Below are 25,805 nucleotides of genomic sequence, written 5' to 3'. Positions count from 1 at the left end.
CCAGAGATTACCTACACATTTTAGAAAACTTTGTGCAGACAATCCACAGGCCAGATCAAACGGTCAGCCATTCCAGGTAACCATCAATGCGTATTCGTATTTCCAGAGAGAAAGGGAGAACCGTTTCACCATGCAAACAAAAAGGGCATACTCTGCGCGTTCATTGGTATCCGATTCATCGGATTAAATATCCCCATCATTTCTGTTGCTTTACTCCCCTAATTAATGAAGATGAAAGTCCGTGCCAAAGGTCATTACTCACCCAGCTTTAGCTGGGTGAGTAATCCTTTACGCCCAGTGCGTTCATTGCGAATCCCGCTGTAGCGGGATTAGGAATCCCTTACATTGACAGCCAATTCGTAAGGGTAAGAGATTTTCAGAATAACATCAGGTACAGGCCTCCAGCGCCCGGCCATAACTTGCCCCTTCACTAAATAATTCGTAATTTCTAATTTAAAATTACTTTTTAGCCTGTCCCCGAGAATCTGGATTTCCGCTTCGCTCCAACCGGTGGCCAGACCTGTCAGGCTGGGCACCGTCCAGACGGGCGGGCGCTCTTTATGACCCCTCTGTGCTCTCTGTGGTTACTTAAATCCCTGCGGAAATTTTTTGGTTGCGGCTATGCTACCTCAGGAAAATGCTTCACCCTTACGCTATTCTGTCTCGAACTCAATCCGTGAATCAGTAGAAATTACAAACAGCGCGGGCCCAGGCTTTTTCCTAAAAGCTTTTCACACTTTAAAAGAAATTTTCCAAATAATAATTTTGAATTAAATTTTGTTTTTTCTTATATTTTAAAGCTCTAAATAAAAACCCAGAGCACGGGGGTTGTCTGTAACTTTTAAAAAGAAACGTCATCAAAAGGCATTGAAGTTCTAACTTTTAAAACAAAAACAGGAGGACTCGATGCCAGTTACGCCACAACCAAAGGTAGTAATTTTTACGACCCCTACGTGCAGTTTTTGCAATGCGGCTAAGAGGTATTTTAGAGAGAAAAAGATTAAATTTAAAGACATAGACGTTTCGAGAGACCAGCGCGCCGCCAGAGACATGGTGCGCATTACAGGTCAATCGGGCGTACCGGTGATTTTAATTAACAATCGACCAATTGTAGGATTTGACAAACCAAAAATTAACAGGTTATTGGGAATAAAATGAAGGAGGGTGCTGTGAAGATTAAACCATTAGATGATCGGGTTCTTATTGAATTGATTGAAGAAGAAGAACGAGTTGGTAACATTATCATTCCCGATACGGCCAAAGAAAAACCCCGCATGGGTAAAGTCATTGCCGTAGGCACCGACGAAGACCTGCAGGAAAAAATTAAAGAAGGTGACAAGATCATCTTCTCTAAATATTCCGGTGATGAAGTAAAAGTCGGTGATAAAGAATATTTGATCATTCAACGCAGCGATATTCTGGCCAAAGTTGAGTAAATGTAAAAAGCCTTCCCACGGGAAGGCTTTTTTATCTATTCTACCGTCACACTTTTAGCCAGATTTCTTGGCTGGTCCACATCGCATCCCCGTAAAACCGCAATATGATAGGCCAACAATTGTAGAGGAATAACGCTCAATAGAGGCGTTAAAGCCTGACAGGTCGGTGGAATGTAAATCACATGATCTGCAAATTGTTGAATGCGTTCATCGCCTTCGTTGGCTACACAAATTACCCGTCCCTTACGTGCTTTTACTTCCTGAATATTGCTTATCACCTTGTCGTAAATGGCATCCTGAGTGGCAATAAAAACCACGGGCATGTTTTCATCGATCAGGGCAATGGGGCCGTGCTTCATTTCAGCTGCCGGGTAACCTTCGGCATGAATGTAAGAAATCTCCTTTAATTTTAATGCGCCCTCTAAAGCCACCGGGAAATTGTATCCACGTCCCAGGTACAGAAAATTTCTTTGCATATGATAGGCCTCAGCCAGATCGCGTATGTAATCGTTTTGTGCCAGAATCTTTTTCACATTTTCCGGGATTTTTAACAAATCGTCAAGCATCTGTTTGCCCTGCACAACCGACATGTACTTTTTACGGGCAATAAGTATGGTTATCAGGATTAACGCCGTGACCTGAGAGGTAAAGGCTTTGGTACTGGCCACACCAATCTCGGCTCCGGCATGGATGTAAACCCCAGCATGAGTTTCACGAGCGATGGTTGAACCCACGGCATTAACAATGCCCAGCACCAGCGCGCCTTTATGCTTGCCTTCTCGCAGCGCTGCCAGGGTATCGGCCGTTTCGCCCGACTGCGAGATGGCGATGATGATGTCGTGCTCATTAATAATAGGATTACGGTAACGAAATTCAGAAGCATATTCAACTTCTACAGGGATGCGGCAAAATTCTTCAATCAGATATTCACCAATCAGTCCGGCGTGCCAGGACGTTCCTGAGGCCACAATGATGATGCGTCCAGCGCGCGTCAATCTATCTTCTACTTCGGCCAGGCCGCCCAGCTTTACCAGGCCTTCTTCCCTAAGAATCCGCCCGCGCATGGTGTCCATAATGGTTTTGGGCTGCTCGAATATCTCCTTGAGCATGTAATGATCAAAACCCTGCTTTTCAATATCTTCCAGCTCCATGGTGATCTTCTGCACCTGTTTTTCGATCACCTTGTTCTGAATGGTTTTAGTAATCACACCCTGGGGCGTCAGAATAGCCATTTCATCATCTTCCAGGTAAAAAACATTGCGCGTGTGAGGAATTAAGGGCGTCACATCTGAGGCTACAAAGTACTCGTCCTGCCCCACGCCAATGACAATAGGACTCCCTTTGCGGGCCACATAAATTTTGTCCGGTTCATCTTTGTTAATAACCGCAAAACCGAAGGTGCCTTCAATTCGCTGCAAGGCTTCCCGAAAGGCCTCTTCAAAATTGCTGCCGTCGTACAACTCTTCGATAAGATGGGCCACAATTTCCGTGTCTGTATCGGAATGAAAGGTGTGGCCCGATTGTTCGAGTAGTTTTTTGAGCACCGCGTAATTTTCGATAATGCCATTGTGAATCAGTACAATGTTGCCGCTGCAATCGGTATGAGGATGGGCGTTTAACTGGCTTGGCTTACCATGGGTCGCCCAGCGCGTGTGCCCTATGCCTACATGGCCGGGAGGCATATTCTGAGCGACGGCCTCTTCCAGCTTTCTGATTTTTCCAACCTCTTTAACCACAAACATCTGATGATCGTTAATCGTGGCAATACCGGCCGAATCGTACCCCCGGTATTCCAGTCGCTTAAGTCCATTAATCAAAATTGGGGCAGCTTCTTTGTTGCCCAGATATCCAACAATCCCGCACATTAATCTATTCTCCTCACGTTATTCCCATTCAATGGTAGCCGGCGGCTTGGAGCTGATGTCATAAACCACCCGATTAACCCCCGACACTTCATTAATAATTCTGTTAGAAATTTTTGACAGTGCCTCGTAAGGCATTTTAAACCAGTCCGCTGTCATGCCATCGCTGCTGGTTACCGCCCGTAAGGCAATAACATGTTCATAAGTGCGCTGATCACCCATCACGCCAACCGTGCGCACAGGCAGTAACACAGCAAAAGCCTGCCAGATCTGACGGTACAAACCCTGACGCTTCAATTCTTCAATGAAAATGGCATCGGCCTTTTGTAATAAATCGACACGTTCCGGAGTAACTTCACCTAAAATTCTAACCGCCAGCCCGGGCCCGGGAAAAGGGTGGCGTTCCAGGATCAATTCCGACAGACCCAACTCTTTACCCACCTGGCGCACTTCGTCCTTAAAAAGTTCGCGCAAGGGCTCCAATAATTCAAAATCAAATGATTCCGGCAGGCCGCCCACATTGTGATGGGATTTAATGGTGGCTGAGGGCCCCTTAAAAGAAACGCTTTCAATCACATCGGGGTAAAGGGTGCCCTGAGCCAGGAAGCGAAACGTTCCTAATTTTTTAGCTTCGCCCTCAAAGACTCGAATAAATTCTTCGCCGATTATTTTACGTTTTTTTTCGGGATCGGTAACGCCCTTAAGGCGTTGTAAAAATCGCTGGCGGGCATCGACAACGGTGAGATTAATTTTAAAATGTTTGCGAAACACCTCTTCAACCTCACGGGCTTCATTGTGGCGCAAGAGCCCGGTATCGACAAACACACAGTGCAATTGTTCGCCGATGGCCCGATGGATCAGCACCGCGGCTACACTGGAATCAACCCCGCCGCTCAGGCCCAACAGCACCTTGCTCTGTCCCACTTTTTTTCTAAGGGTTTCCAGGCTTTCCTTAATAAAAGATTGCGGAGTCCAGTCGCCGGAGCACCCACAAATCTCAAAAACAAAGTTTTTTAAGAGCTGGCGCCCAAAGCGCGTGTGTTCTACTTCCGGGTGAAATTGTAAGCCAAAAAGCGGTTTGTGAGCATGGGCTACCGCGGCAAAGGGCGAATTTGCCGTCCTGGCAATCACCTCAAAATCCTTGCCCAATTTCAACACCTTATCTCCGTGGCTCATCCACACTGCGCTGGTGGCAGGAATGTCTTTAAACAGAGGATGGTCACCCATCAATTCCAATTCGGCCAGACCGTACTCTTTTTTTTCGGCCTTAACCACCTGCCCCCCCGTCAAATGGGTAATCAACTGCAACCCATAACAGATGCCCAGAACGGGCAGGCCAAGGTCCAACACCTCTCTGGCCACCACCGGAGCCTCTTTTTCGTAAACCGAAGAGGGACCACCGGAAAAAACAAGCCCTTTTATGTTTTTATTTTCAAGAAAATTTTTATTTACATTGTAGGGATGGATTTCGCAGTAAACGCCTATTTCTCGGATTCTGCGGGCAATGAGCTGGGTGTATTGAGAACCAAAATCGAAAATGATGATGGTTTCATGCGCGTAGCTGTTGGTCACTTCATGTTGATGTTCCATTTCTTTAAATCCTCAATAAACGAATAATTAGTTAAATCATACTGAATGGGCGTGATGGAAACCTTGTTTTGCATCACAACCAGGTCATCCACATCATTTCCATTGTCCAGAATCATGCGTTTGCCGGTTAACCAGTAATAGGTCCTGCCATTGGGGTCAACACGACGGTCAAAGGCTTCTTCGTAGCGTCCCTTACCCTGGCGGGTTATGACAATACCTTCAATCTGATCCTCGCTGACTGCCGGCACGTTGACGTTCAGCAGGGTTCGTTCAGGCAGGCCCTTTTCCAGAACAAGGCGGGCTAATGTGCTGCTCAACTTGGCGGCAAAGGAAAACTCTGGTTTGGTAAAGGAAGCAATGGAAACCGCAATAGAGGGGATGCCCATGATGGCGCCTTCGGCAGCGGCGGACACGGTTCCGGAATAGATGACATTGGTTGCCGTATTGGGCCCCTGGTTAATTCCGCTGACAATTAAATCCGGCTTACGGGGCAAAATACATTTACAGCCCAATTTCACACAATCAGCCGGCGTACCATTAACGGCATAGCCAAAAAAGGCGCCCTCCCGCTCTACCTCCACAACGCGTAAAGGATCAGAAAGGGTAATGGCATGGCCCACGGCGCTTTTTTCTACCAGAGGCGCCACCACAAAGACCTGGCCTACATCGTACATGGCCTGAGACAGGCTAAAAATGCCAGGGGCATAGATGCCGTCATCATTGGTAATCAGGATCAGCGGTTTTTTCATGGTTGAACTTAATGCGGATTTTGGTGCGCAAAAAAATCGAGCAGTCGAGCAATCCTCTCTTTTAATTGATGCCGGTGAACGATTAAGTCCAGGAAACCATGTTCCATTACAAACTCCGAGCGCTGAAAGCCTGGCGGCAAATCCTGACCAATCGTTTGTTTAATGACGCGCGGCCCGGCAAAGCCAATTAAGGCGCCCGGTTCAGCAAGATTGATATCGCCCAACATGGCGTAACTGGCTGTAGTACCTCCTGTGGTCGGATTGGTTAATATGGAAATGTAAGGAATATTGTTTTCGGCCAATACAGCCAATTTTGCGCTGGTTTTGGCCAACTGCATCAGGCTGAAAATGCCCTCGTGCATGCGCGCCCCACCCGAAGAAGATAGGATGAGCAGGGGCTGTTTTAATTCCAGTGCCCGGTCAATGGCCCGCGCTACTTTTTCGCCCACCACTGAGCCCATGCTGCCGCCAAGAAATTTAAAATCCATGATGGCGGCTACAACATGATGCCCTTCCAGGCGGCCGGTCCCGGTGACAACTGCTTCGGTCATTCCGGTTTTTTTAACCGTAGCCTGATACTTTTCACTGTAGGGCCTGGAATCCGTAAACTGCAATGGATCAACACTCTTTATGTGGGCATTGAACTCTTCAAAAGTGCCCGAATCGAACAGAATGCTAATGTATTCTTTGTGCCCAATGCGAAAATGGTAATCACATTTGGGGCAAACATACAGTTGTTTTTCCAGCTCTTTTTTGTAAATAATTTCACCACAATTGTCACATTTAATCCACAGACCGTCCGGCAACTCTTTTTTGGCTCCGGCCGTCACACTTTGTTTTTTTCGTTTAAACCAATCCATATTAAAACCTCAAAATATGACTTTGCAAATGATGTTCGCTAATGTACATCAATAATTAGAATTTCTCAAATCTTTAAGCATGACCAGGGCGTCTTCGCCATCACGGTAATACTTTTTCCTGACCTGAATGGTTCTAAATCCAAAGGCCTGATACAATTGAATGGCCGCAGTATTGGATTTTCTCACTTCCAGAAAGGCGTAATGGGCGTCACCGAATTCCTGTAAAATGTAACGCATGAGCGACCTGCCCAGGCCCTGCCTCCTGAAATCCGGATGAATGGCAAAATTGGCAATGTGCAATTCGTCATAATAACGCCAGACAACGGCATAGCCTGCAATCTGGCCCTCAACCTCCAAAATTAAGGGATGAGAGTAATCTTTTGCTGCAATCTCGCTTAAAAAGCTCTCCTTGCTCCAGGCGTCAATAAAAATCTGTTGTTCCAGGGCAACAACCGTACTCAGGTCGTCCAGGGTCATGGGACGAATTTTAATATTCATTGCACTCCGGCAAAAGGCCTGATGTACATGGGTTCTATTTTTTCCAAATCGTCAGCGCCATATTTTTTGTACTTTAAATGCCCGAGGTGGGCAATCAAGCGCGCTAAATATTCCCCTTTGTAATGTACCGTCACTCCCTTTAGCTGGAGCTTTTGCAAGATTTCGGCCTCCAGGTCGTGGAAAAAAGGCTTTACCAGTACAGCCCCAGCCGGAAGCACTTCCGGCAATCGCTCCCGCAACACAATATCATGTTCCACGATTTCCGGAAAGCCATCGGGGTTAAACTCCAGATGCGACAGATAGACCTCTTCACGGCGGGCATCGATCATGGTGTACAGATGTTCGCGCGGTCGGCGCACCTGTTTGGCCAGAACCTGATGATTGGAAATGCCCACAATAGGTAGCTGATGAGCAAAACAAAAGCCCTGGGCAAAACTTAAGCCAATGCGTAGCCCGGTAAAGGAACCCGGACCTACGGAGACCGCGACCAACTTAATGTCCGGCTGATCCAGAATCTTCTGCTCAAGATGGCTCTGCACAAAGTGCAAAGCGTTTTGTACCACAGGCGCCAGCAAAGTGGCATGTTGCATGGGTAATTCGAGGTTGGCTTCGTAAACCGTCTGTTTTTTGTTTTCTTCCCACAGGGCGACACTGCAAACAACATCTGAAGTTTCTATGGCCAGAATCATTTATTGTTTTCCTGTGTTGTCAATTTTACTTAATTCAAAAATCCGTTGATCGTTTTCAAGAACGATCGTAATTTTGTAGTACCGTAAAAGGTGCTTTTCAATGAAGCGCGGCCATTCAATAAAGGTGATGGCCCCCTGGTACAGCATTTCTTCCCAGCCCAATTGATCCAGTTCTTTTTCATCATGTAACCGGTAAAAATCGAAATGGTTTACCGGCTGGGGGCCCTGATAGTGGTGCATGATGGCAAACGAAGGGCTGGAAGCCGGATCCAGGGTGTTAATTAACCGGCAAAACGCTTTGACCAGAAAGGTTTTTCCGCTGCCTAGATCACCTTCCAGAAGCACCACATCATTCGGTTTGAGAATCTGCTTCAGATATTCAGCAAATTTGACCGTGTCCTGTTCTGTTTTGCTTGCAAAGCGTTGCAATGGCTTACCTCTTTAAAAACGATTGATCTCTCTTCCGTAAAGGCCCTGCTTTCAAAAACTGTTTGGCTACGGAATCTGTTTTTAATCTTTTCACCAAAATATCCGACCGCATTAATAATCGGCTGAAAGAAATTAACGGATATCGTGAAAAAAAACAAGAATCAGGCAAACTTTGTTTTGCCGGAGGGGTATTTTTTCTTTTATTTGAAATCTAAATTTCTTATCTTACAGTACCCGAATAATGAATCATTTCTCAACAATCTTTTTTTCTGAAAGGAGGAAATCATGGCACGTGGAACCGTGAACAAGGTTATTTTAATCGGTCGGGTGGGCCGAGACGCAGAGCTTAAGTACACCCCCAGCGGCACTTCGGTAGCCAGTTTTTCTCTGGCCACTAATTGGCGAGCCAAAGACGCCGATGGCAACTGGCAGGACAACACCGAATGGCACAATGTCAGCGCTTTTGGGTCCCTGGCCGATTTTGCAGGACAGTACATTAAAAAGGGTCGCCTGCTTTACATTGAAGGTCGCCTGCACACACGCTCCTGGGAAGATCAAAACAACACCAAGCATTACCGTACAGAAATCATTGCGAATGCCATTCAATTGTTGGGTCCCCGACCTGATGAAAGCGGACAACCAACCCTTGACGAAAGCGTTTCGCAGGCTCCGGCCGGCAACAACACCGTGGAAGAGCCCCCTGTTGAAGACACACCAACAGAAGAAGAAGATTTGCCTTTCTAAAATGAAAACAACTTTTTGAATTAAAGGCACAGAGGAGGTGCCTTTTTGCGCTCTGCTGACCAGGAAGCCCCTCCTTTTCGCTTATGACCTAAAAGTTTGATCTTAGTAGAGCATTAAACGGGGAAACTTTCGCTGCCCCAGGTTAATTCTGCCTGCTCGTTGTCCTCCTGAAGAAAGCATTTTTTGCATTCAGAAGCAACGAAAGCATGGCCGGTAAGACCAAAAGTTAAAGGATTGACGCGTAAAGTCAGGCAGGCAGGCGTTTTTGGTGGTCAATGGTGACAAAGATACCGGGCCTACCCTGCAAAGGACACTTGTATTCGCAAATGCCGCAACCAATGCACAGCTCCTTAACCACGTAGGGATATTTGACTTTTCTGGTAAGGCCGGTTTGCGGATCGGTGTAATCCCGAACATCAAAGCGAATGGCTTTTTCCGGGGTGGGGCAGTGCTCTTCGCAAACCAGGCACTCTTCATTTCGGTCGTAGGGAATGCACACATCTTTGTTGAAATGGGCCAGCCCGATCGGTGTCTTTTGTTTCTCTGCCAGAGAAAGAGGCAAAAGCGCCTCGGTCGGGCAAACTTGAGCACACAAATTACAGTTGTATTCGCAGTAGCCCTGGCGCATGTTGGCCACAGGCAACCACAGATCATCGATGGCGGTTTGAATGCCGGACGGTTGCAGACACGCCCCATTAGAAGCGCACATTCGCACGCACTCCATGCAGCGAATGCATTTATCGCGAAACTCTTCTTCGGGCAACGCCCCTGGGGGACGAATCTGGTAGGCCAACGCTTTACGATCCTGTAAACCAACCGACAAAAGGCCCAGTGTCGCCAAACCGGCTGTTGTGCTCTGTAAAAATTGACGTCGCGAGAAATCGATCGGGGTGCGGTAAGGCTTCCAGCGCCAGCGATAGGTTATGGCCTTAACTTTAGGCGGACAAACGGCTCCGCAATTAAAACACTCAATGCATTCCACCTTGCTGGTATGGCTCACATCATCCAGAGGGATGGCATTCATTTTACAATCCACTACACACTGATTACAAACCGGACACTGTTCACCGACCAAACGTTCGTAAAAACGAAACTGTGAGAGAAAACCGAGCAAGGCACCCGCCGGACAAAGATATCGGCACCAGAAACGACGCGTGAGTTTTTCAGCCCCTAAAATAAAGGCAATGAACAGGCTCACCCAGATCAACTGCTGATAATGGGCCTGGTTTTCGGGCATGACAAATAATTTGAAATGATCGTACAGCCAATACGCCGGACTTTCCAGAAAAGAAATGGTGGAAAGGGCCAGCAAAGTCGGTTCCACGATGACCGTTAACAAGGGGTAAAACACCACGGTTAAAGCCCGGTTAAAGATGGAAAGCGGATCGAAGTAGCCCCACAAATGAGCCGAAAATAGGGCCAGGAACAAAAGAACCGAAAGCAGGGCAAACTTAACAAAGCGCCACTTCTGAAAGGGAATGTTGTTTCGGTTATCAGGAGACTTTAAAATCTTGCTGCTAATGTCCAGCAGGGTGCCCAGGGGACAAATCCAACCGCAAAAAAAACGCCCTAAAAAAGGGGTTAGTAAAAGAACAATTAAAGCCGGCCAGAGGAACCAATAGATTTGCACATCTTTAATGAACAAAAAAACAGGGGAGAGCGGAGAAAAACGCAAATACCAATCGGTGTGCAAACCATGCTCGTACGGATAGCGCGTAATCAGAAAAAGCCAGACAAAAAGCAATAAAAAGAATATTTGGCTTAAACGGCGGGCAGTGCGCAATGTCCCCTCCATGGATTTTTTTAAATTTTGATTGCGGGCTACGTTAGCCGCACTTTTTTAACTTTCAGCTTTTCAAGGGGATATCTGGCCAATCCTTTCTGGTAGGCTACTTTAATGTGCTCCACATCTTCCAGTTTTAAACCAAAGAGATCGAGGGCTAGAAAATCGGCTGTAACAGTGCAATCGCTAAGAATGAGTGTTTTGGCCAGTTTTACGTCCGCCGGATTGCCCCCTACCGGCCCGTTGTTGGTCAGAACGCGGTAGGCGTCAATGATGGTTAAAGTAGGCAAAATCTTACGATCAATATCGGTCAATTTGCGGGCAAAAAAGTTATGAATATCGCCGCGATTGCCGCCCATGACGCCCATTAGATTTTTTAGACCGAGGGTGACACGTGAAAGGGAGTGGTGTTTGGCAATGGGCACATTAATGACCTTGTCCGCTTCCAGATAATCGCGGTAAATGGGCCACTCCTTAATCAACTCGCCATCCACCGGAATCGTTTTAAAACGATTTTTTCGAATCTGCTCCACTTTAGCTCCGGCCTGCTTCGCCCATTTTTCAATCTGGCTGTTGCGGTAACAGCGCCGCGGATTATTACAGGTGCGGTCGAAAATTTTCACCTCTTTAGCGCCGGCCTGTTTGCAAGCTCTGACCAGGGCAGCGATCAACTGAGGATTGGTATTGGCCGCCAATTCCGGAGGGCGGTCCCAGCCCATGTTGGGCTTAATCACCACGCGATCTCCTTTTTTAATAAAGCGCTCCAGGCCGCCATAGGCCTTTAAGGCTTCTTTTAACAGGGCCTCGGGTTCGCCATTTTCTATCCAAACGGCATGGGGCGTTTGCTCAGCCAGTAATTTAGACGGCAGGTGAGAAAACAAACCCAGGCCGGCCAGGATGTACGAGCTCATTTGCAGGAACCGACGACGCTTCATTTTGCCTCCTCAGATTTTTGATTTGTGAGGTGTTTGGTTCCGTTTACTTCTAATATAAATGAGGCTTTATGAAATTGCAAACCCTCTAAGCCATCAGAACCCCAACCTTTAAAAAACTGCAAAGGGCGCAAAAGAACAATTTTAATGAATGCTCTTTTGTGCATTCATAGCCATGCTGCCTTTGCCTCAAGACACATTGTCTTTCTGGCAATTATCGCAGGCCCCGCAATACGGCTCGTGCTCAATGCCAAAATATTCATGAATGAATGCTTTACGGCAGGTTTCCAGCCTGGCATATTGCATCATTTGATAAAGTTGCATCTGCTCCATCTTTAACTTGTTCTGCAGATGTTCCTCGTCCAGCCATGCTTCAGGGAGGGCATCTATTATTTTTAGATTTTTTTCTTCCAGGCTGCCAATCGTTACCCCCCAGCGATCAAAGAGCGACAGAACCGTTTCGGCCCGGTAATCATGACGATTTTTGTAGGTTAAGTACTCTTTAAAGACTTCCAGTCCGTTGGCGTTAATTTCATCCAGGTGTTCATGTAAAATCTGATAAGCGCGATAGAAAAAGTCGGCTGAAGGATTGTTCCACTGAATGAATTCCATTTGAATGCTCAGATCCTGCTGGTCGTAAAGTAAAAAGCAGCGGGAAGGCAGGCCATCTCTTCCGGCGCGACCTATTTCCTGATAATAGGCTTCCAGCGAACCCGGGATTTGGGCATGCAGCACAAAGCGAATATCTGATTTGTCAATGCCCATGCCAAAAGCATTGGTCGCCAGGACAATAGCGCGTTCGCTACTCATGAAGCGATTTTGTATTAGTTTACGTTGCGAACTGTCCATTTTACCATGGTAAACAAGGTGTTCATGACCTGCCTTGCGCAATCGTCCACTCATTTTCAGTAAATCTTTAATCAGGGCAAAATAGACAATGCCGGAACCTTTTTGCAAACCGGCCATGTAATGCTCAATGACTTTGAGCTTTTCATCTTCGCCGAAAACATCTTCTACCCCCAAAAACAAATTGGGGCGATCAATGCCCGTGTGAAATATCTCCACGCTCTCTAATTGTAGCTGACGAATAATGTCTTGCTGGACGCGTGGCGTGGCGGTGGCGGTAAGGGCAATGGTTGTCGGATTACCCAGCTTGGCCCTTATTTCGCCCAGGCGCGTGTAATCCGGACGAAAGTCGTGCCCCCACTCACTGATGCAGTGCGCTTCGTCTACGGCAAACAGATCAATGGTTCTTGTGCCGATAACTTCCAGAAACTCTTCTTTCCGAAAACGTTCCGGGGTCACGTAAAGCAGTTTATACTGACCTTTTTTGATCTGGGCCTGACGTTTTTCCCGTTCGCTTTTGGAGAGAGAAGCATTGATAAAGGTGGCATCGATTCCTTTCTGGCGCAGCGCATCGACCTGATCTTTCATTAAAGCAATCAGCGGCGAAATGACCAGAGTCAGGTCGGGTAAGAGCAGGGCCGGTAGCTGGTACAGGATGGACTTCCCCGAGCCGGTGGGCATGATGGCTAAAACATGGCGGCCATTGAGCACATGTTCAATAATTTCTCGTTGGGGTTTACGAAAGAACTCGTAGCCAAAATATTGTTTTAAGGCTTGTTCCAATTCCATTTTAATCCATTCTCCAGATTAAGGTCTGGTGTTTGTTTTGTTGATCCGCAAGCGCCGTTGTCCCAATGACTTCTTCCATTGTTTAGTACGCTCTCTTTTTGTCAGCCCTTCGCAAGCGCCTCAGGTTCTTTCTAGCCAATCATTCAACCGGAAACTAATGCGCACAATCGCCGAGATTAACAGAAATGTGCCCAGCCATTGTACAGGATCCAGTAAACGGTGCCGGACAAAATATTCAAGCAAAATGGCGGTAACCGGAAAGCTTAATTCACAAATAGTGGCCACCGAAGCGGGTATGTTTCGCAAGCCAAAATAGTAGAGGAAAATGGCTGGCGCGCCGGTTGAAAAAATGATTAACACAAAAACCAAAATTTGTTGGGAAGTAACCTGCTTAACGGCCGGAAAAGCACCGCTGAAGATGGCCAGAACAAACATGATCAAGGCTGTTACCAGAAAACGCAGATAAGTGGCAAAATGGAAATCAATACGACGCAGCAAACGTTTACTGAACACCGTGGAAGATGCAAAGCTGATGGTGGCCAGCATGGCGTAGCCGGCTGCCTGAGCCGTTTTGTCGCCCGTACTCAGATTGGGCAGGCGCCAGCCAAAGGTCATTAAATAAGCGCCCACAAAAGCCAGGGCCGCCCACTTTAAAAACGTGGCGGAAAGGCGTTCCTTAAGCAAAATGGCTGCCAGGGCAATGGCAAATACAGGTTGTAATTTCTGAATGAGTACCACCACCGACAGATTCACATAGTTTACGTAAAAAATTGCCCGCGTGATGGCCAGAGTGCCAATGGCCCCGCCGAACAGGGCCACAGCCAGCAAAGCCAGCCACTCCTTGTAATTGAACGCGCGCAGTCGGGGGAAATAACGCACAAAAAAGGGCGTCATTATAATCGTGGCCAGCGAAGTTTCGACCAGCACTACCAGAGTAACCGGCAACTGATACAAGTAGGGACGCAGAACAATGCCATCGACGCCCCACAGACTGGCCGCCAGAATAACAAAATATGGCGCTAATTTTAGTTTCAGATCTTCCTGCATCTACCCTTCCCGCAAAAGTTTGGCTAATTTACGCTAAATTTGATTGTTAACCAAACATGAAATACCCTGGGCCTGGCATTGGGCCTCTGGCCGTTGCCTAACATTGATTTGCTAAAATTACAAATCCGCGTTATTTTCATGCCAGAAAAACGAGCCAAACAACGAGGACTTACATGCAAGAAAGACGCGAATTCCCAATTAAGAAAAACATCCGCAAACAACTCAAAGCCGAGCCATCCTGGTTTAGCCTGAGCGGCGACTTAGTCATTTCTGACCAGAAGGTTGCTCTGGAGCTGGCTGAAATGTTGCGTACCTGGAGCAAAGACGTTCAGGCCAGCGAATTGAACGCGTTTGGACTTCTACACGAAATCGAACACTACATGATCCAATATTACCGGAAACACCTGTTCTCCGAATTCCCCCAAAAACTGGAAGCTTTTCTGGAAAAAGCACTGGGTAAAAAAGCCTTCGATCAGCTACTCAAAGCCTTCTGCGAATACTATCCCCCCACAGCGGTCTTTAGCGGCAAAACCTCCGTTAAAGCTTACCTGACGTCCAATCGTCAGCTGATTCTGGAAGAACTCATGCTGTTGTGGATTGACCATCTGAATCCGGCCTTTGAGCCTGTTTCACCTATGATTGAACCGAATGAACTAAAAGAGGAAACCGCTTTTGCCTCGACATTTAAGCTTTTTGATACCTTTTTCAAGCAGTCGCCGCCTTTGCCGGAAGAAAACATTTCTTTATTCGAATTTTTGCAACGGCCCGCCAGGCTGTTTCCCCATTCCGTTCAGTCGCAGCTGGAATACATTGCAGAACACTGGCAAAAATACATTCCCGAGTTTTTAACGAGAGTGCTGTCTTCCCTGGATTTTATCAAAGAAGAAAAGAAGACCCGATTTGACCTGGCAACCTTTGGCCCGGGGCCCAGCGTTGTTCCGCAGTACACAGAAATGCCGGAAACGGAGCGTTTTTCCCCGGATCAGCACTGGATGCCCCGTCTGGTGCTGATTGCCAAAAGCACTTACGTCTGGCTCGATCAGCTGAGCAAAAAATACGAGCAATCCATTACGCGCCTGGATCAGATTCCTGACGATGAATTAGAACGCCTGGCTCGCTTTGGAATCAGCGGGTTGTGGCTCATAGGAATCTGGGAAAGAAGTCGGGCTTCACAACGCATCAAACAACGCACCGGCAACCCGGAAGCGCTGGCTTCAGCCTATTCCCTTTACGACTATGTTGTGGCTGAAGACCTTGGCGGGGCGGACGCCCTGCAAAATCTTAAAGAACGCGCCTGGCGCTACGGTATCCGGATGGCTACCGATATGGTACCCAATCACACAGGTATTGATTCCCGCTGGATTATTGAACACCCCGACTGGTTTATTCAACTGCCGTATTCGCCTTTTCCAAAGTACACATTCAATGGGCCGGATCTGTGCGACCACCAGGAGGTGGGTATTTTTATTGAAGACGGTTACTGGGATCGAACCGACGCCGCCGTGGTCTTCAAACGCGTTCATTACCCCAGCGGTGACACACGCTTTATCTACCATGGTAATGACGGCACCAGTATGCCCTGGAACGACACGGCCCAGCTTAACTATTTGAATCCAGAGGTACGCGAAGCCGTTATTCAAAAAATTCTGGAAATTGCCCGCCAGTTTCCCATCATTCGTTTCGATGCGGCCATGACCCTGACCAAAAAACATTTTCAACGCCTATGGTTCCCCGAGCCGGGTAGCGGAGGCGACATCCCTTCGCGCGCTCAATTTGCCATGAGCAAACAGGAGTTCGATCAGCACATGCCCGAAGAATTCTGGCGCGAGGTGGTGGATCGCGTGCAACAGGAAGTGCCCGACACCCTGCTGCTGGCTGAAGCCTTCTGGCTGATGGAAGGTTACTTTGTGCGCACTCTGGGCATGCACCGCGTTTACAACAGCGCTTTTATGAATATGTTAAAAAACGAAGAAAACGACAAATTTCGCTTACTCATCAAAAACACGCTGGAATTCAATCCCCAAATTTTAAAACGCTACGTCAATTTCATGAACAATCCCGATGAAGAAACCGCTGTGGTTCAATTTGGCAAAGGCGACAAATACTTTGGCGTTTGTACCATGATGGCTACACTTCCCGGGCTGCCCATGTTTGGCCACGGACAGCTGGAAGGCTTTGCCGAAAAATACGGCATGGAGTACCGGCGCGCCTACTGGGATGAAGAAGAAGACAGCTATCTGGTGCGGCAACACTTTACACTAATTGCGCCTTTGTTAAAAAAACGCTACCTGTTCAGCGATGTGGAACATTTTTTACTTTACGATCTTTACACGGCCGAAGGCGTGGTCAACGAAAACGTCTTTGCCTACAGTAACCGTCTGGGCGAGGAAAGAGCCCTGATCCTTTACAACAATAGTTTTAGCCAGTCCTCCGGTTGGATCCATCAATCGGCCAGCATTAAAATCAACGATTCCCTGGTACAGAAAACGCTGTGGCAGGGCCTCGATTTGACGGGCGCAGTTGATGCTCTGGTCGTATTTCGTGATCATGTGAGTAATTTGTTTTACATTCGGGAATTACAGGAGCTTAAAGAGCAGGGCTTGTTCGTCGAACTTGGAGCCTACAAGTTTCAGGTCTATTTAGATTTTCAGATCGTGTCAGACTCGCCAGAAGAACCTTACCGCGCGCTTTGCCGGCACTTAAACGGCAAAGGCACGGCGAATCTGCAAAAAGCTTTAAAAAAAATAGTGTACCAGCCCTTACACCAGGTCGTTCAGGAAGCGCTGGACCCTGCTTTTTTCCAGAACATCGTCTCTGAATTTAAGCAGGCAAAATCCGAGGACGCCTTTAAAAAATCTGCTAAAAACTCCTTTAAATCTCTGGCCGAACAAGTAGCTAAATTTGAACAAATCGACTCACCTGATGTGACGAGAATTGACCAAATTTCCACCTACCTATTGCGCTATTTGAAAATGGCCCGCAACCCCATTTTTGAACAGGATGAACGACTGGCTCAGTTCTTCAGTGTGGAAGACAAAATAAATGACCGGCAAAGATTTTTCCACACTTTTCTGGTCTATTATCTTCTGGACAGCCTGTACAAACAGAGCATTCAAGCGGCTCTTTTTGAGGAACGTTTGCTGCAGGATCTTTTTAAAGAGCATGTGCATGGCTTAAACTTCACGCCAACCGGCCACGACAACGGCGATTACCTGCTTGTGTTGCAGACCCTGTGTCTGTTGCCGGCCGGCCTGCCATTTAACAAGCCCGGCGAACTAGCCGGACAGGTGCGCTATTTGTTCAATCTACAACCAGCAGCCCAATTTTTAAAAATTCATAGCTTCCAGGATGTGCTCTACTTCAAAAAAGAGCATTTTGAAGAATTGATTTTTTGGTTGTTCATTTTACACCTCCTGCAGAGCCGCAAAAATCCGGTAAAAGATAACGTAAAAGTAAAACGCAGCCTCAAGCATGTCAGTAACCTCAGCGAAAAAGCGCTGTTAAGCGGCTATCGGGTGGAAGAGTTTTTGCAGGCAATTGGAAAGAAATCAGTAAATAAGCGGAAGTAGCTGGTACTTGTAAAGCGATTCAACGCGGTCTAATTGTCTCAGATCGTTGCGAATCTGTTCAACCGAAGTGAAAAAGTCGACCGGGTAGTTGGGGTACACATCTTTGTTGTCGCCCTTTTTAGGCGGATTGTCCTGCATCAATTCCAACAAAAAGAGCGATTGATACAGGTAGGTTCGGGCTGCCTCAAACTCGCCCAATTGAATGAGACATTTTGCTTTCAGATGGGTGTAAACCGCGCACGATGGGTTGGCGGCCAGAGCGCGGTTAATGCAGCGCAATCCTTCGGAGTACTCTTTAAGATCATAGAGAACAACCGTAGCCAGATAGTTTAAATATTCATCATTGGGATAATTTGGGTAGGTTTCCATGATGTACTTATTGTAGCGCTCACGATATTCCCGCCAGGCCAGCTTGCTGTTCAACTCAAAAATTTTATGAATCAATTCAGGCGAGATTTCTGTAAACTGATCGCTTAAGGCGGAGTAAATTTCAAATGTGCGTTCAAAAGAGAAGGGTTCATCGTCGAAAATATCGGGCGCTTTGTTTTTGGGGCGTTTGGCCAGCTTTTCCATCTCTTCCGGATTGTTGCGCATAAAAACTTCATTGCCGATTTCGAAAATATCGTAGATCGACTCCAGCGTAAAAGCCAGGGTAAAATTACGCTTTACGTAAATATTAAAAATTTCCTGAATCGATTGTTGTAATTTAGACTTTGAAATCATCGGCCCCCATCCTTATGGATGAACTCTTTTATTCATTTAAATGCCCCAAACGAAAATTATTTCCCTTTATTTCTTATTTCGTCGTCTTGCGCTCAATTTTAACTTCTCTAAGCGTCTTTGAGAAGTTAACAATCACTTTCAGTGAATCGTGAGCGCTTTGACGTTCAAAAATCCAGATGCCTTTGCGGTCATCCAGGCCTTTGTTTTTTAAGTCACCTCTCTTTAACGCTTCGCTTGCTTGTCTTAATTTAATGCCCTTTTGAAAAAAGTCAAACCATTTTTTATTTTTTAGCTCAAAAAACCATGGACGCAACTGGTCGGCAAAATATTCCTGACCATAATAAACGAGCGGGGAACCAGGTAACAGCCACAGCAATTGCGTCATTGCTTTCACGGTTCTAATATTAAATTGCGTATTGAATCTTGGCAGGTCGTGGTTTTCAAGGTAGCGTAAAGCCTGCGCATAACGCGGGTAGTTGCTGCGACTTTTTTCCAGACCCCGGGCAATGGCCGAAAGGGGCTTGCGGCCATGCAGAACGTCCAGAACATTGCCGTAAAAATCGGTGTCGTAAGACATGTCAAATTCGAACTCATGGAAGGCCCGCTGACGGGGCAGAACCTCGTTTAACAACAGGCATTGAGGATTTACCTGTTTGATCACGCGACGGAACTGTTTCCAGAAATCATGCGGAACGGCCCAGGCCACATCACATCGGAAGCCATCTACGCCTAAATTGAGCCAGAAAAGCGCCGCATTCAGAATGTGGTGCCGTACCATGGGCGTGTTGTAATTGAGGTTAACCAGGGTGTCCCAGTCGTTGTGATAGCCCCAGGTACCGTCCGCTTTCCAGTAAAACCAGGAACGCAGCGGCGAGGCCGGGTTTTCGGCCGCAGCTTTGACAAAGCGGTGTTGGTCGGAAAGATGGTTGGCCACAAAATCAAAGATGACTCTAAAACCCAGTTCATGCGCTTGCTCGATGAATGCCTGGTAATCTTCAAGTGTCCCGTAATCTTTTTCGATGTTAAAAAGCGAGGTCGGGGCATAGCCGTGCTCTGTTGGGCCTTCGTAAACGGGCATCAACCAGAGAACCTGGACGCCTAATGTTTTGAGGTAGGGAAGCCGCTTAATCAATCCCTGAAGATCTCCACTTTTACTGAAACGGCGCACATAGACTTCATAAAAGATGGAGGTGTCGGCCCAGGCGGGCGTCTGCCGGAAATCCATCCATCGGGTTTGGGTAAAGTGGTTAATCAGTAGGGTTTGAGGTTCAGACCACCGGCCATCTTTTTCCATCACCAGATAGTAGTAATAATGCCCTGAGGGCCAGTTCAAATTAAAGCGCAGCCGGTTGCGACTGATCTTTGGCAAAGCGGGCTGTGGATTGTTGACATCGGCAAACCAATGGAACTTTGTTTTTGCAGATTGGGAATCCGGTACAAAAAGGAGGGTGAGCTCATTACGCCCGGCCGCCGGGTTTTGCACAAAACGACCTTCTAAAAAGGGGTTGGGAGCCACCTGTTTTATGGAATTAAAGCCCTGCCAGCCATCGGCCACCTTTTGCGGATTGCGCGGATCGGGGATCCAAGAAGCGTTGTTGAGCACAAATTTGTATTCCCAGTTGCCCGGCGGTAAATCGATGGCCGTTTTCCACAGGCCTGTCAGCGGATCCCATTGCATTTCGTTCTTTCCGGCCTGCCAGTTGTTGAATTCGCCCACCAGCGAGACCTTTTGCACCCTGATAGCGCTGTCCTGTTTAAAGGTAAATTGCTCTTTTCGTTTGCGGGCCGGCAACGCCCAAACATCCACCTCATCCCCGGCGCTCAGGCCCATGGAATCGCTTACGCTAAGCTGGAAACGATAATGCCCGGGCTTTACAGGACGCAAGCTGGCAAAAGGGGTATTGGCTCCGGAGAGCTGAACAGCCGGACCGCCGGTTTGACGCCAGCTAAAGCGCACCAGGGGCTCAAAATCAGGATCGTAAGACAGGCTGCCGTTCAGGGTGACCGGTTGATCCAAAAACACGATCTGCGTAAATCCGGCATCCGCCAGCGGAGGTTGATTTTGCCGGTTTACAAAAAAGACCAATTGTTTCTCATGAATCAGGCTCTGATCCGATTTTTTGTACCAGCGCACCAGGCAACGATGTTCTCCTTCTGAAAGCGCCGGCCACTTAAGACCAATTGTGTTGTTTTGGGCGCGATAGGTTTGTAGCACAAAATCCAGTCGTATTTCGATGCGAAAATGTTGGGCAAAGGATTTTACAGGAACGTCAAAGCGTAGCAGCAAAGAGTCCGGCTGCCGGTACAACCAGCTGCCATTGGGCGGCTGACTGCCCACCAGACCGGGCAGAGGAAGCTCATCTACAAAAATTTTTGAATTGGAATAGGGCCCGGCATAGTCTTTGAATTTGGGGTCTTTAATCCATCGCTGGTTGTTAATCACAAAACGGTACAAATGATTACCAGGAGAAAGGGGAATGGAAAAGGCCCATTTGCCTTTATCCACGGGCCGCATGTAGTATTTTTGCCAGTGGCTAAAATCGCCAACAACGGCTATCTCTTTTACATGGTGGGCATTGTCCGGATCTTCAAAAACAAAAGTCCAGTCAATCGTTTTAAAGAAGATCTTTTTGACAGCGATGGAACTCAATCCGGCAATCAACAAGGCTATTAAAAAAATTTCGACCAATCGGCGCATATCGAACCGCCTCTTTTAAAATATTTGTTTCATCATATCTTTCTATTTTTTAAATTCTTTCCGTTCACTAAACGTTAAGGAGGGCTTTTGAAACCAAAATATTTGTTACTTGGCGCCCTTGCATTCATTGTTTTTTCCTGTCAACCTCATATAAAGCCAACCCGGGTTTCTCCAGCTCCTTTCATCAAGGTTTTACTGGGCCGGTTTACCGGCATCGATTCACTCGAATTTGACGGCTCTTACTGGCTACAATTGGAAGAAGCCCGCTACCAGTTGGGTAAACATCAAAAACAGTTTTTTATTTCTCCCTCGCAATCGGGCTTTAAACTGTACTGCCCTAACAGTCGACTCTTTGTCTTTAATAAAAAGGCAATTGTTCCTTTAACCCCGGATCTTCAGGCCAACGCACGTTTCAAATTTCGTAATAAATGGTACAAAGGGAAAATAATTTTTCAGTTAGATGAACAGGGCCAAATTTTACTTATCAACCAGATCGATCTTGAAGAATACCTTAAGGTCGTGCTGGTGGGCGAAATGCCTTCCAACGATGCGCAATATCTGGAGGCGCTAAAGGCTCAGGCTATTTGCGCCCGAACTTACGCCTTAAGCCGAATGAACAAAAATAGCGGTCAGCCGTACCATGTCTTTTCCGATGTGCGCGACCAGGTTTACGCCAGCCTTGAGCAGCGCAGCGCCTTAGCTGACCAGGCCGTGGAGGCCACACGCGGCGTTGTTTTAATGTTTCAGAACCAATTAGCCGACGTTTATTTCCACTCTACCTGCGGAGGCATTTTAGAAGACATCCGAAATTACTGGAACAGCCCTCCGGTCTCTTACCTTTCCAGTCGCAAAGATGTGATTGGCCAGCAGTTTGCCTGCGCGTCTTCGCCCTATTTTCGCTGGCAAAGACAATTTTCTTTCCGTCAGCTGGATTCCCTTTTGAGCCATAAAATCGGTAAATCCCATTTCCAGTCCACTCCCGGAGACACCCTGGAAGCCATTTGCCGGATTCAGGTCACGGAACGTACTTCCTCCGGCCGCGTCAAATCTTTAAAAATCGAATATGCCGATACCAGCCTGGTGCTGAACAATTTTTCCATCCGGAAGTTCTTTACTCCGGCGCGCGGCAAGGCCTTACCCAGCTTATTGTTCCGTTTAAAGCTGGCCAACGATTCCACGCTGGTTATTCAAGGCGGGGGGTACGGACATGGCATTGGCCTGTGTCAATGGGGCGCCTTGAATATGTCCAGAATGGGCTTCCGCTATTACGACATTCTGGTCAATCAGTATTTTCCGGGCACCTATTTAAAGGAGATGTATTGATGTTTCAAGATAAACGCTTTGTTTTCATCTTTTTGACCTTTTTACTGCTCATTCATTGTCAGCCTCAGTTAGTTAAAAAGCAAGCAGTGCAAAAGAGCACAATTGATAGTGTATTTTTTTATCAAAAAAAGGATGTACCGGATCCGTTTATTGACGGCTTGCTCTCCATTCCCGATCAACCGGTTGTTCTAAAGCAAAAAATAGCGCCGGCAGCCCGGCCACTTACCTTTAAAGAGATAGAGGGCTTTCGTGTTCAGTTGTTTGCCAGCGTCGATTCCTTTAACGCTCTGCAGGTAGCCAGAAAACTACAACATGTTGTCCAGGACAGCATTCATCTTGTTCATGAAAAAAACCTGTTTAAGGTACAGGTTGGCGATTTCCCTTACCGCCCACAGGCCGACTCCTTGCGCCAGTTATTAAGGCAGCAAGGCTTTAGCGGGGCCTGGACCGTACAACGCCTGATTTTAGTTCCTCAGAAAACACCTGAAGCAGCCCCCTCTGCAAAAAATGTGGAAATTAAATCGGAGTTACTGGCTTACTACCAGATTCAGGTTTTTGCCACCTCGGATGCAAAAAAGGCGCAGCGTATTGTGGATCAACTCTCTTTGCGCTTTGAATTTCCCTGCGAATACAAGGAACAAAACGGTTTATTTAAAGTCATACTTGGACGGTTTGCCACCCGGGACCAGGCAGAAATGGTCCTGAAAGAAGTTAAAAATCTTGGATTTAAAGACGCCTGGATTGTTCACAAACCTTAGGAGGGTTTACCATGGACAATTTTTATTTCAATTACAAAGACCTTTTTAAAGCTCCCAGGATGGCTATCGGGCCGCAACGCATTGCGCTGGCCATGCTGGGACTGATGGTTGCCCACATCGTGTATCTGGTCTTTACCTATTTTTCTATTTTAATCGGCGGGCATGGTCTGGCTGAAATCTGGTCCAAATTTGGGCTGTTTCCCTGCGCCTACGGTTTTTCACTGCCTTTTTACTCCTATCTTATTTTCTGGATTGGCGCTATTGTAACCGCCTACATCCTGTTGCTGATGAACACGGCCGTGGCCCGGGCCGCTTACATGCACCTTCGAGAAAATCTGTTTTACACTTACAAGCAGGCCATTGCATTTACCAAAAAGAAAGCTCTTTCCGTGGCCGGAGTGTATATTACCTTCTTTTTCCTGATTTTACCGTTTATTATCGGTGCCATCGTCATGGCTTTAATCGGTAAAATTCCCTGGTTCGGAGAAATTTTAAATTCACTGGCTACCTTACCTTACATTTTTGCCGGTATGATCCTGGTCTTTTTTACGCTCAGCCTGTTTGTTTCGGTCTTTTTTGGTCCGACCATTATTTCCACCTCAGAGGAAGACGGTTTTGGCGCGGCGGTACAATCGCTCCATTTAACCTGGGGCCAACCCTGGCGATTGATTCTGTACGGTATCATCATTGCCACTCTTGAAGTGCTGGGTATCTTCTTTTTTGCCTTTGTGCTGAAAATTGGCCTGATTATCTATTCTATTCTCTTTATGCCATTGATGCATTCCCTGGCTCCGATTCTGGACAATGCCTTGCGGCTGGTGCAAATTTCGCTGGGCCAGGTACATGACTGGATTGTCAGTCTATTGGGCCCGGAAGGTTCCAGGCTCTTTTATCTTAAAAAGGATTATGAAGCCATTGCTCTGAACCTGCCGCTCTCCACGGTTGTTTCATCTTACATTGTTTTCTTTTCTTTCCTGATCGCTGCCTACATGACCATTGGCTACGGTGAAGCCGTTGGCATTACCGGCCTGGTCATTGCTTATGTTATTTTCGACAAGAAATTGACCGACACCAATTTGCTGACGCGCAAAGACAGCGAAATTGAAGAAGAGGAGGAAGACAATCAGCCAGGTGAAAACGACACCAAAAATCTTTCTGAAAAAACAGAAGATTCCGAAGAATCCTCAGAAGCAGAAAGCCCTGAAGACACCGTGGATAGGGCGGGCGAAAAAGAAGAGGATTAATTTAATTCTTAGAACCAGGTAAACGGTTCCGTAAAACGGGCATTAATCGCATGCCCGAGCTCATGCTCAAATAACATGGCTGGGGGCGCAACGCCCCCTTTTTACCACATATTCACAAAGGTTCGATCTTTTTCCACAAACGGCATTTTTTACGGATTACGAATTACTTTGTGAAAGGGCTGGTACCGGCGGACATTTCGAATTCCCGATTCATCGGGAGGAAGAATCCTTAACACCTGCAAACAATTTACAAGCACATCGTAACTAGAGTTTCAGCTCGAGACCTCCATTAAGAGACAGGATTTCCCTATAGCCCTCGTTACGGGAGAAAGGGGATGGATTTCTCGGGAATATTGACAACATTTTTAAGAAGGCGTTTAAAGTTTTTCATCTTATCTTTCTTCCAGATAACATTGATAATTGCTATATTTTAAAGAAAAATGAGAAAAAATCCAATGGAATTTTTGATTTTTTAAACTGGATTTATTATCTTTTTTTAAAAGGATAGATTCCAATGAATAATTACATAGAATAAAGATAATTGATAATGTTGCAACAACCATGAAATATTAATTCTGCAGTAAAAGTAAGTGCCTTTCTGAAAAGTTAATCTTAATTTAAACGGATTGAAAATAAAAAAATCATTCAAAAATTCACAATAATCTTAATAATGAAAATAAGCATGGTTCTTTGAACATAGCCTGCAAGTTTGTACAAGTAAACAATTAAAATTGCAGCCTGTTCTTTTGTGCGAGTAAAATTTAAAAAAGCTGTGTCACATTCATTGATTGGTTGTGATTAAAAACTATAAAACTGTCTTTTGCAGCGTGTCGGTTAATCATTTCGGGCTAAAATTTGCTTAAGTGTAAAGTTGGAATTTCATTTCTACTTTTTTAAAAAATGCTGTTCTGGTTTGACTTTGAAAGGTCTTGTTCTTAAAAAATTAAAAAGTATTGTGCCATTTAGTGGCAGGTACAATTAACTGGTGTTGCAACCAAACGTTTAACCAGACGCCTTAAGCCAGCGGCGATTTGGCAGGTTGGTTAAGTTGTGAAAGGCTTACCTGTTTTGCTACGGCGGTGAATGGTGCGGCGCTGGTTAACTGGGGCGTTAGCGCTTAAATACAAACTCGGTGTCTAAAACATATAAAGGAATATGGAAATGGAACTAAAAGAAAAAATCAAGAAAGAGATCGATTTGATACCAGAAGAATATTTACCTCAGCTTGAACAATAT

General features: G+C 46.5%; 21 protein-coding genes. 8 read left to right on the top strand and 13 right to left on the bottom strand.

Annotation, left to right across the window (positions count from 1 at the left end; genetic code table 11):
- From ACWB0I_RS07215 to ACWB0I_RS07205, 3 genes are all read left to right on the top strand, one after another.
- Nucleotides 1–187 (top strand): hypothetical protein (locus ACWB0I_RS07215; protein ID WP_479387380.1); only part of this gene is annotated, 187 nt, incomplete at its 5' end.
- 719 nt (nt 188–906) lie between these two features.
- Nucleotides 907–1,158 (top strand): glutaredoxin family protein, encoded by a 252-nt coding sequence (locus ACWB0I_RS07210; RefSeq protein WP_479387379.1) that lies wholly within the window; start codon nt 907–909, stop codon nt 1,156–1,158.
- Nucleotides 1,159–1,169: 11 nt separating this feature from the next.
- Complete coding sequence (locus tag ACWB0I_RS07205; protein ID WP_479387378.1) at nt 1,170–1,436, top strand: co-chaperone GroES; 267 nt, start codon at nt 1,170–1,172, stop codon at nt 1,434–1,436.
- A 35-nt stretch (nt 1,437–1,471) separates the two neighbouring features.
- Here ACWB0I_RS07205 and glmS read toward each other — a convergent pair whose 3' ends face one another.
- Genes glmS through tsaE form a run of 7 tightly spaced genes read right to left on the bottom strand, consistent with a single transcriptional unit; the run spans nt 1,472 to nt 8,113 of the window.
- On the bottom strand, nt 1,472–3,301 hold the full coding sequence (glmS, locus tag ACWB0I_RS07200; protein ID WP_479387377.1) for a glutamine--fructose-6-phosphate transaminase (isomerizing): 1,830 nt from the start codon (nt 3,299–3,301) through the stop codon (nt 1,472–1,474).
- Nucleotides 3,302–3,319: 18 nt separating this feature from the next.
- On the bottom strand, nt 3,320–4,888 hold the full coding sequence (gene guaA, locus ACWB0I_RS07195) for a glutamine-hydrolyzing GMP synthase (RefSeq protein WP_479387376.1): 1,569 nt from the start codon (nt 4,886–4,888) through the stop codon (nt 3,320–3,322).
- Nucleotides 4,867–5,637: a 5'/3'-nucleotidase SurE gene (gene surE / locus ACWB0I_RS07190; protein ID WP_479387375.1), complete on the bottom strand. Its 771-nt coding sequence runs from the start codon at nt 5,635–5,637 to the stop codon at nt 4,867–4,869. Before surE ends, guaA begins: the two co-directional genes overlap by 22 nt.
- Before the next feature lie 8 nt (nt 5,638–5,645).
- A complete protein-coding gene (accD, locus tag ACWB0I_RS07185) occupies nt 5,646–6,497 on the bottom strand; it encodes an acetyl-CoA carboxylase, carboxyltransferase subunit beta (protein ID WP_479387374.1) in 852 nt (283 codons plus the stop codon).
- Between the two features lie 48 nt (nt 6,498–6,545).
- Nucleotides 6,546–6,995: a ribosomal protein S18-alanine N-acetyltransferase gene (rimI, locus tag ACWB0I_RS07180; RefSeq protein WP_479387373.1), complete on the bottom strand. Its 450-nt coding sequence runs from the start codon at nt 6,993–6,995 to the stop codon at nt 6,546–6,548.
- Nucleotides 6,992–7,684 carry a tRNA (adenosine(37)-N6)-threonylcarbamoyltransferase complex dimerization subunit type 1 TsaB gene (gene tsaB / locus ACWB0I_RS07175; protein ID WP_479387372.1) on the bottom strand — a complete coding sequence of 231 codons (693 nt, stop codon included), beginning with the start codon at nt 7,682–7,684 and terminating at the stop codon, nt 6,992–6,994. Before tsaB ends, rimI begins: the two co-directional genes overlap by 4 nt.
- A complete protein-coding gene (gene tsaE / locus ACWB0I_RS07170; protein ID WP_479387371.1) occupies nt 7,685–8,113 on the bottom strand; it encodes a tRNA (adenosine(37)-N6)-threonylcarbamoyltransferase complex ATPase subunit type 1 TsaE in 429 nt (142 codons plus the stop codon).
- A 285-nt stretch (nt 8,114–8,398) separates the two neighbouring features.
- Here tsaE and ACWB0I_RS07165 point away from each other — a divergent pair, with 285 nt between their 5' ends.
- Entirely contained in the window at nt 8,399–8,857 is a 459-nt protein-coding gene (locus ACWB0I_RS07165; RefSeq protein WP_479387370.1) for a single-stranded DNA-binding protein, read from the top strand.
- Nucleotides 8,858–9,104: 247 nt separating this feature from the next.
- On the opposite strand, the gene ACWB0I_RS07160 is transcribed toward ACWB0I_RS07165, so the two are convergent.
- From ACWB0I_RS07160 to ACWB0I_RS07145, 4 genes are all read right to left on the bottom strand, one after another.
- Complete coding sequence (locus ACWB0I_RS07160) at nt 9,105–10,640, bottom strand: 4Fe-4S binding protein (RefSeq protein ID WP_479387369.1); 1,536 nt, start codon at nt 10,638–10,640, stop codon at nt 9,105–9,107.
- Between the two features lie 38 nt (nt 10,641–10,678).
- Entirely contained in the window at nt 10,679–11,575 is an 897-nt protein-coding gene (locus tag ACWB0I_RS07155) for a DUF362 domain-containing protein (protein WP_479387368.1), read from the bottom strand.
- Nucleotides 11,576–11,761: 186 nt separating this feature from the next.
- Entirely contained in the window at nt 11,762–13,207 is a 1,446-nt protein-coding gene (locus tag ACWB0I_RS07150; protein WP_479387367.1) for a RecQ family ATP-dependent DNA helicase, read from the bottom strand.
- A gap of 120 nt (nt 13,208–13,327) precedes the next feature.
- Nucleotides 13,328–14,254 (bottom strand): DMT family transporter, encoded by a 927-nt coding sequence (locus ACWB0I_RS07145; RefSeq protein WP_479387366.1) that lies wholly within the window; start codon nt 14,252–14,254, stop codon nt 13,328–13,330.
- Nucleotides 14,255–14,427: 173 nt separating this feature from the next.
- Between ACWB0I_RS07145 and ACWB0I_RS07140 the strand changes: the two genes are divergently transcribed.
- Nucleotides 14,428–17,823, top strand: coding sequence for an alpha-amylase family glycosyl hydrolase (locus tag ACWB0I_RS07140; RefSeq protein ID WP_479387365.1), 3,396 nt, complete (start codon nt 14,428–14,430; stop codon nt 17,821–17,823).
- Here the strand turns inward: ACWB0I_RS07140 and ACWB0I_RS07135 are convergent.
- Together ACWB0I_RS07135 and ACWB0I_RS07130 are read right to left on the bottom strand one after the other, a co-directional pair.
- A complete protein-coding gene (locus ACWB0I_RS07135; RefSeq protein ID WP_479387364.1) occupies nt 17,803–18,546 on the bottom strand; it encodes a hypothetical protein in 744 nt (247 codons plus the stop codon). The genes ACWB0I_RS07140 and ACWB0I_RS07135 overlap by 21 nt on opposite strands.
- A 73-nt stretch (nt 18,547–18,619) precedes the next feature.
- Entirely contained in the window at nt 18,620–21,244 is a 2,625-nt protein-coding gene (locus tag ACWB0I_RS07130) for an alpha-amylase family glycosyl hydrolase (RefSeq protein ID WP_479387363.1), read from the bottom strand.
- Nucleotides 21,245–21,331: 87 nt separating this feature from the next.
- Here ACWB0I_RS07130 and ACWB0I_RS07125 point away from each other — a divergent pair, with 87 nt between their 5' ends.
- The 3 genes from ACWB0I_RS07125 to ACWB0I_RS07115 are packed head-to-tail and all read left to right on the top strand — an operon-like array spanning nt 21,332 to nt 24,569.
- Entirely contained in the window at nt 21,332–22,567 is a 1,236-nt protein-coding gene (locus ACWB0I_RS07125) for a SpoIID/LytB domain-containing protein (protein ID WP_479387362.1), read from the top strand.
- Entirely contained in the window at nt 22,567–23,325 is a 759-nt protein-coding gene (locus ACWB0I_RS07120) for an SPOR domain-containing protein (RefSeq protein ID WP_479387361.1), read from the top strand. The genes ACWB0I_RS07125 and ACWB0I_RS07120 overlap by 1 nt, the downstream gene beginning before the upstream one ends.
- An 11-nt stretch (nt 23,326–23,336) precedes the next feature.
- Nucleotides 23,337–24,569 (top strand): hypothetical protein, encoded by a 1,233-nt coding sequence (locus ACWB0I_RS07115; protein WP_479387360.1) that lies wholly within the window; start codon nt 23,337–23,339, stop codon nt 24,567–24,569.
- The last annotated feature ends 1,236 nt before the right edge of the window (nt 24,570–25,805 follow it).

This window comes from Caldithrix sp., from assembly GCF_056497305.1.
This window is presented reverse-complemented; position numbering and strand designations above follow the sequence as displayed.

Bases quoted from the DNA above. Each gene is read 5' to 3' on its own strand.
- surE (WP_479387375.1), bottom strand. From the start codon at position 5,637: ATGAAAAAACCGCTGATCCTGATTACCAATGATGACGGCATCTATGCC.
- ACWB0I_RS07210 (WP_479387379.1), top strand. From the start codon at position 907: ATGCCAGTTACGCCACAACCAAAGGTAGTAATTTTTACGACCCCTACG.
- tsaB (WP_479387372.1), bottom strand. From the start codon at position 7,684: ATGATTCTGGCCATAGAAACTTCAGATGTTGTTTGCAGTGTCGCCCTG.
- ACWB0I_RS07145 (WP_479387366.1), bottom strand. From the start codon at position 14,254: ATGCAGGAAGATCTGAAACTAAAATTAGCGCCATATTTTGTTATTCTG.
- glmS (WP_479387377.1), bottom strand. From the start codon at position 3,301: ATGTGCGGGATTGTTGGATATCTGGGCAACAAAGAAGCTGCCCCAATT.
- ACWB0I_RS07130 (WP_479387363.1), bottom strand. From the start codon at position 21,244: ATGCGCCGATTGGTCGAAATTTTTTTAATAGCCTTGTTGATTGCCGGA.
- ACWB0I_RS07140 (WP_479387365.1), top strand. From the start codon at position 14,428: ATGCAAGAAAGACGCGAATTCCCAATTAAGAAAAACATCCGCAAACAA.
- ACWB0I_RS07120 (WP_479387361.1), top strand. From the start codon at position 22,567: ATGTTTCAAGATAAACGCTTTGTTTTCATCTTTTTGACCTTTTTACTG.
- ACWB0I_RS07155 (WP_479387368.1), bottom strand. From the start codon at position 11,575: ATGAAGCGTCGTCGGTTCCTGCAAATGAGCTCGTACATCCTGGCCGGC.
- rimI (WP_479387373.1), bottom strand. From the start codon at position 6,995: ATGAATATTAAAATTCGTCCCATGACCCTGGACGACCTGAGTACGGTT.
- ACWB0I_RS07150 (WP_479387367.1), bottom strand. From the start codon at position 13,207: ATGGAATTGGAACAAGCCTTAAAACAATATTTTGGCTACGAGTTCTTT.
- accD (WP_479387374.1), bottom strand. From the start codon at position 6,497: ATGGATTGGTTTAAACGAAAAAAACAAAGTGTGACGGCCGGAGCCAAA.
- guaA (WP_479387376.1), bottom strand. From the start codon at position 4,888: ATGGAACATCAACATGAAGTGACCAACAGCTACGCGCATGAAACCATC.
- ACWB0I_RS07135 (WP_479387364.1), bottom strand. From the start codon at position 18,546: ATGATTTCAAAGTCTAAATTACAACAATCGATTCAGGAAATTTTTAAT.
- ACWB0I_RS07165 (WP_479387370.1), top strand. From the start codon at position 8,399: ATGGCACGTGGAACCGTGAACAAGGTTATTTTAATCGGTCGGGTGGGC.
- ACWB0I_RS07115 (WP_479387360.1), top strand. From the start codon at position 23,337: ATGGACAATTTTTATTTCAATTACAAAGACCTTTTTAAAGCTCCCAGG.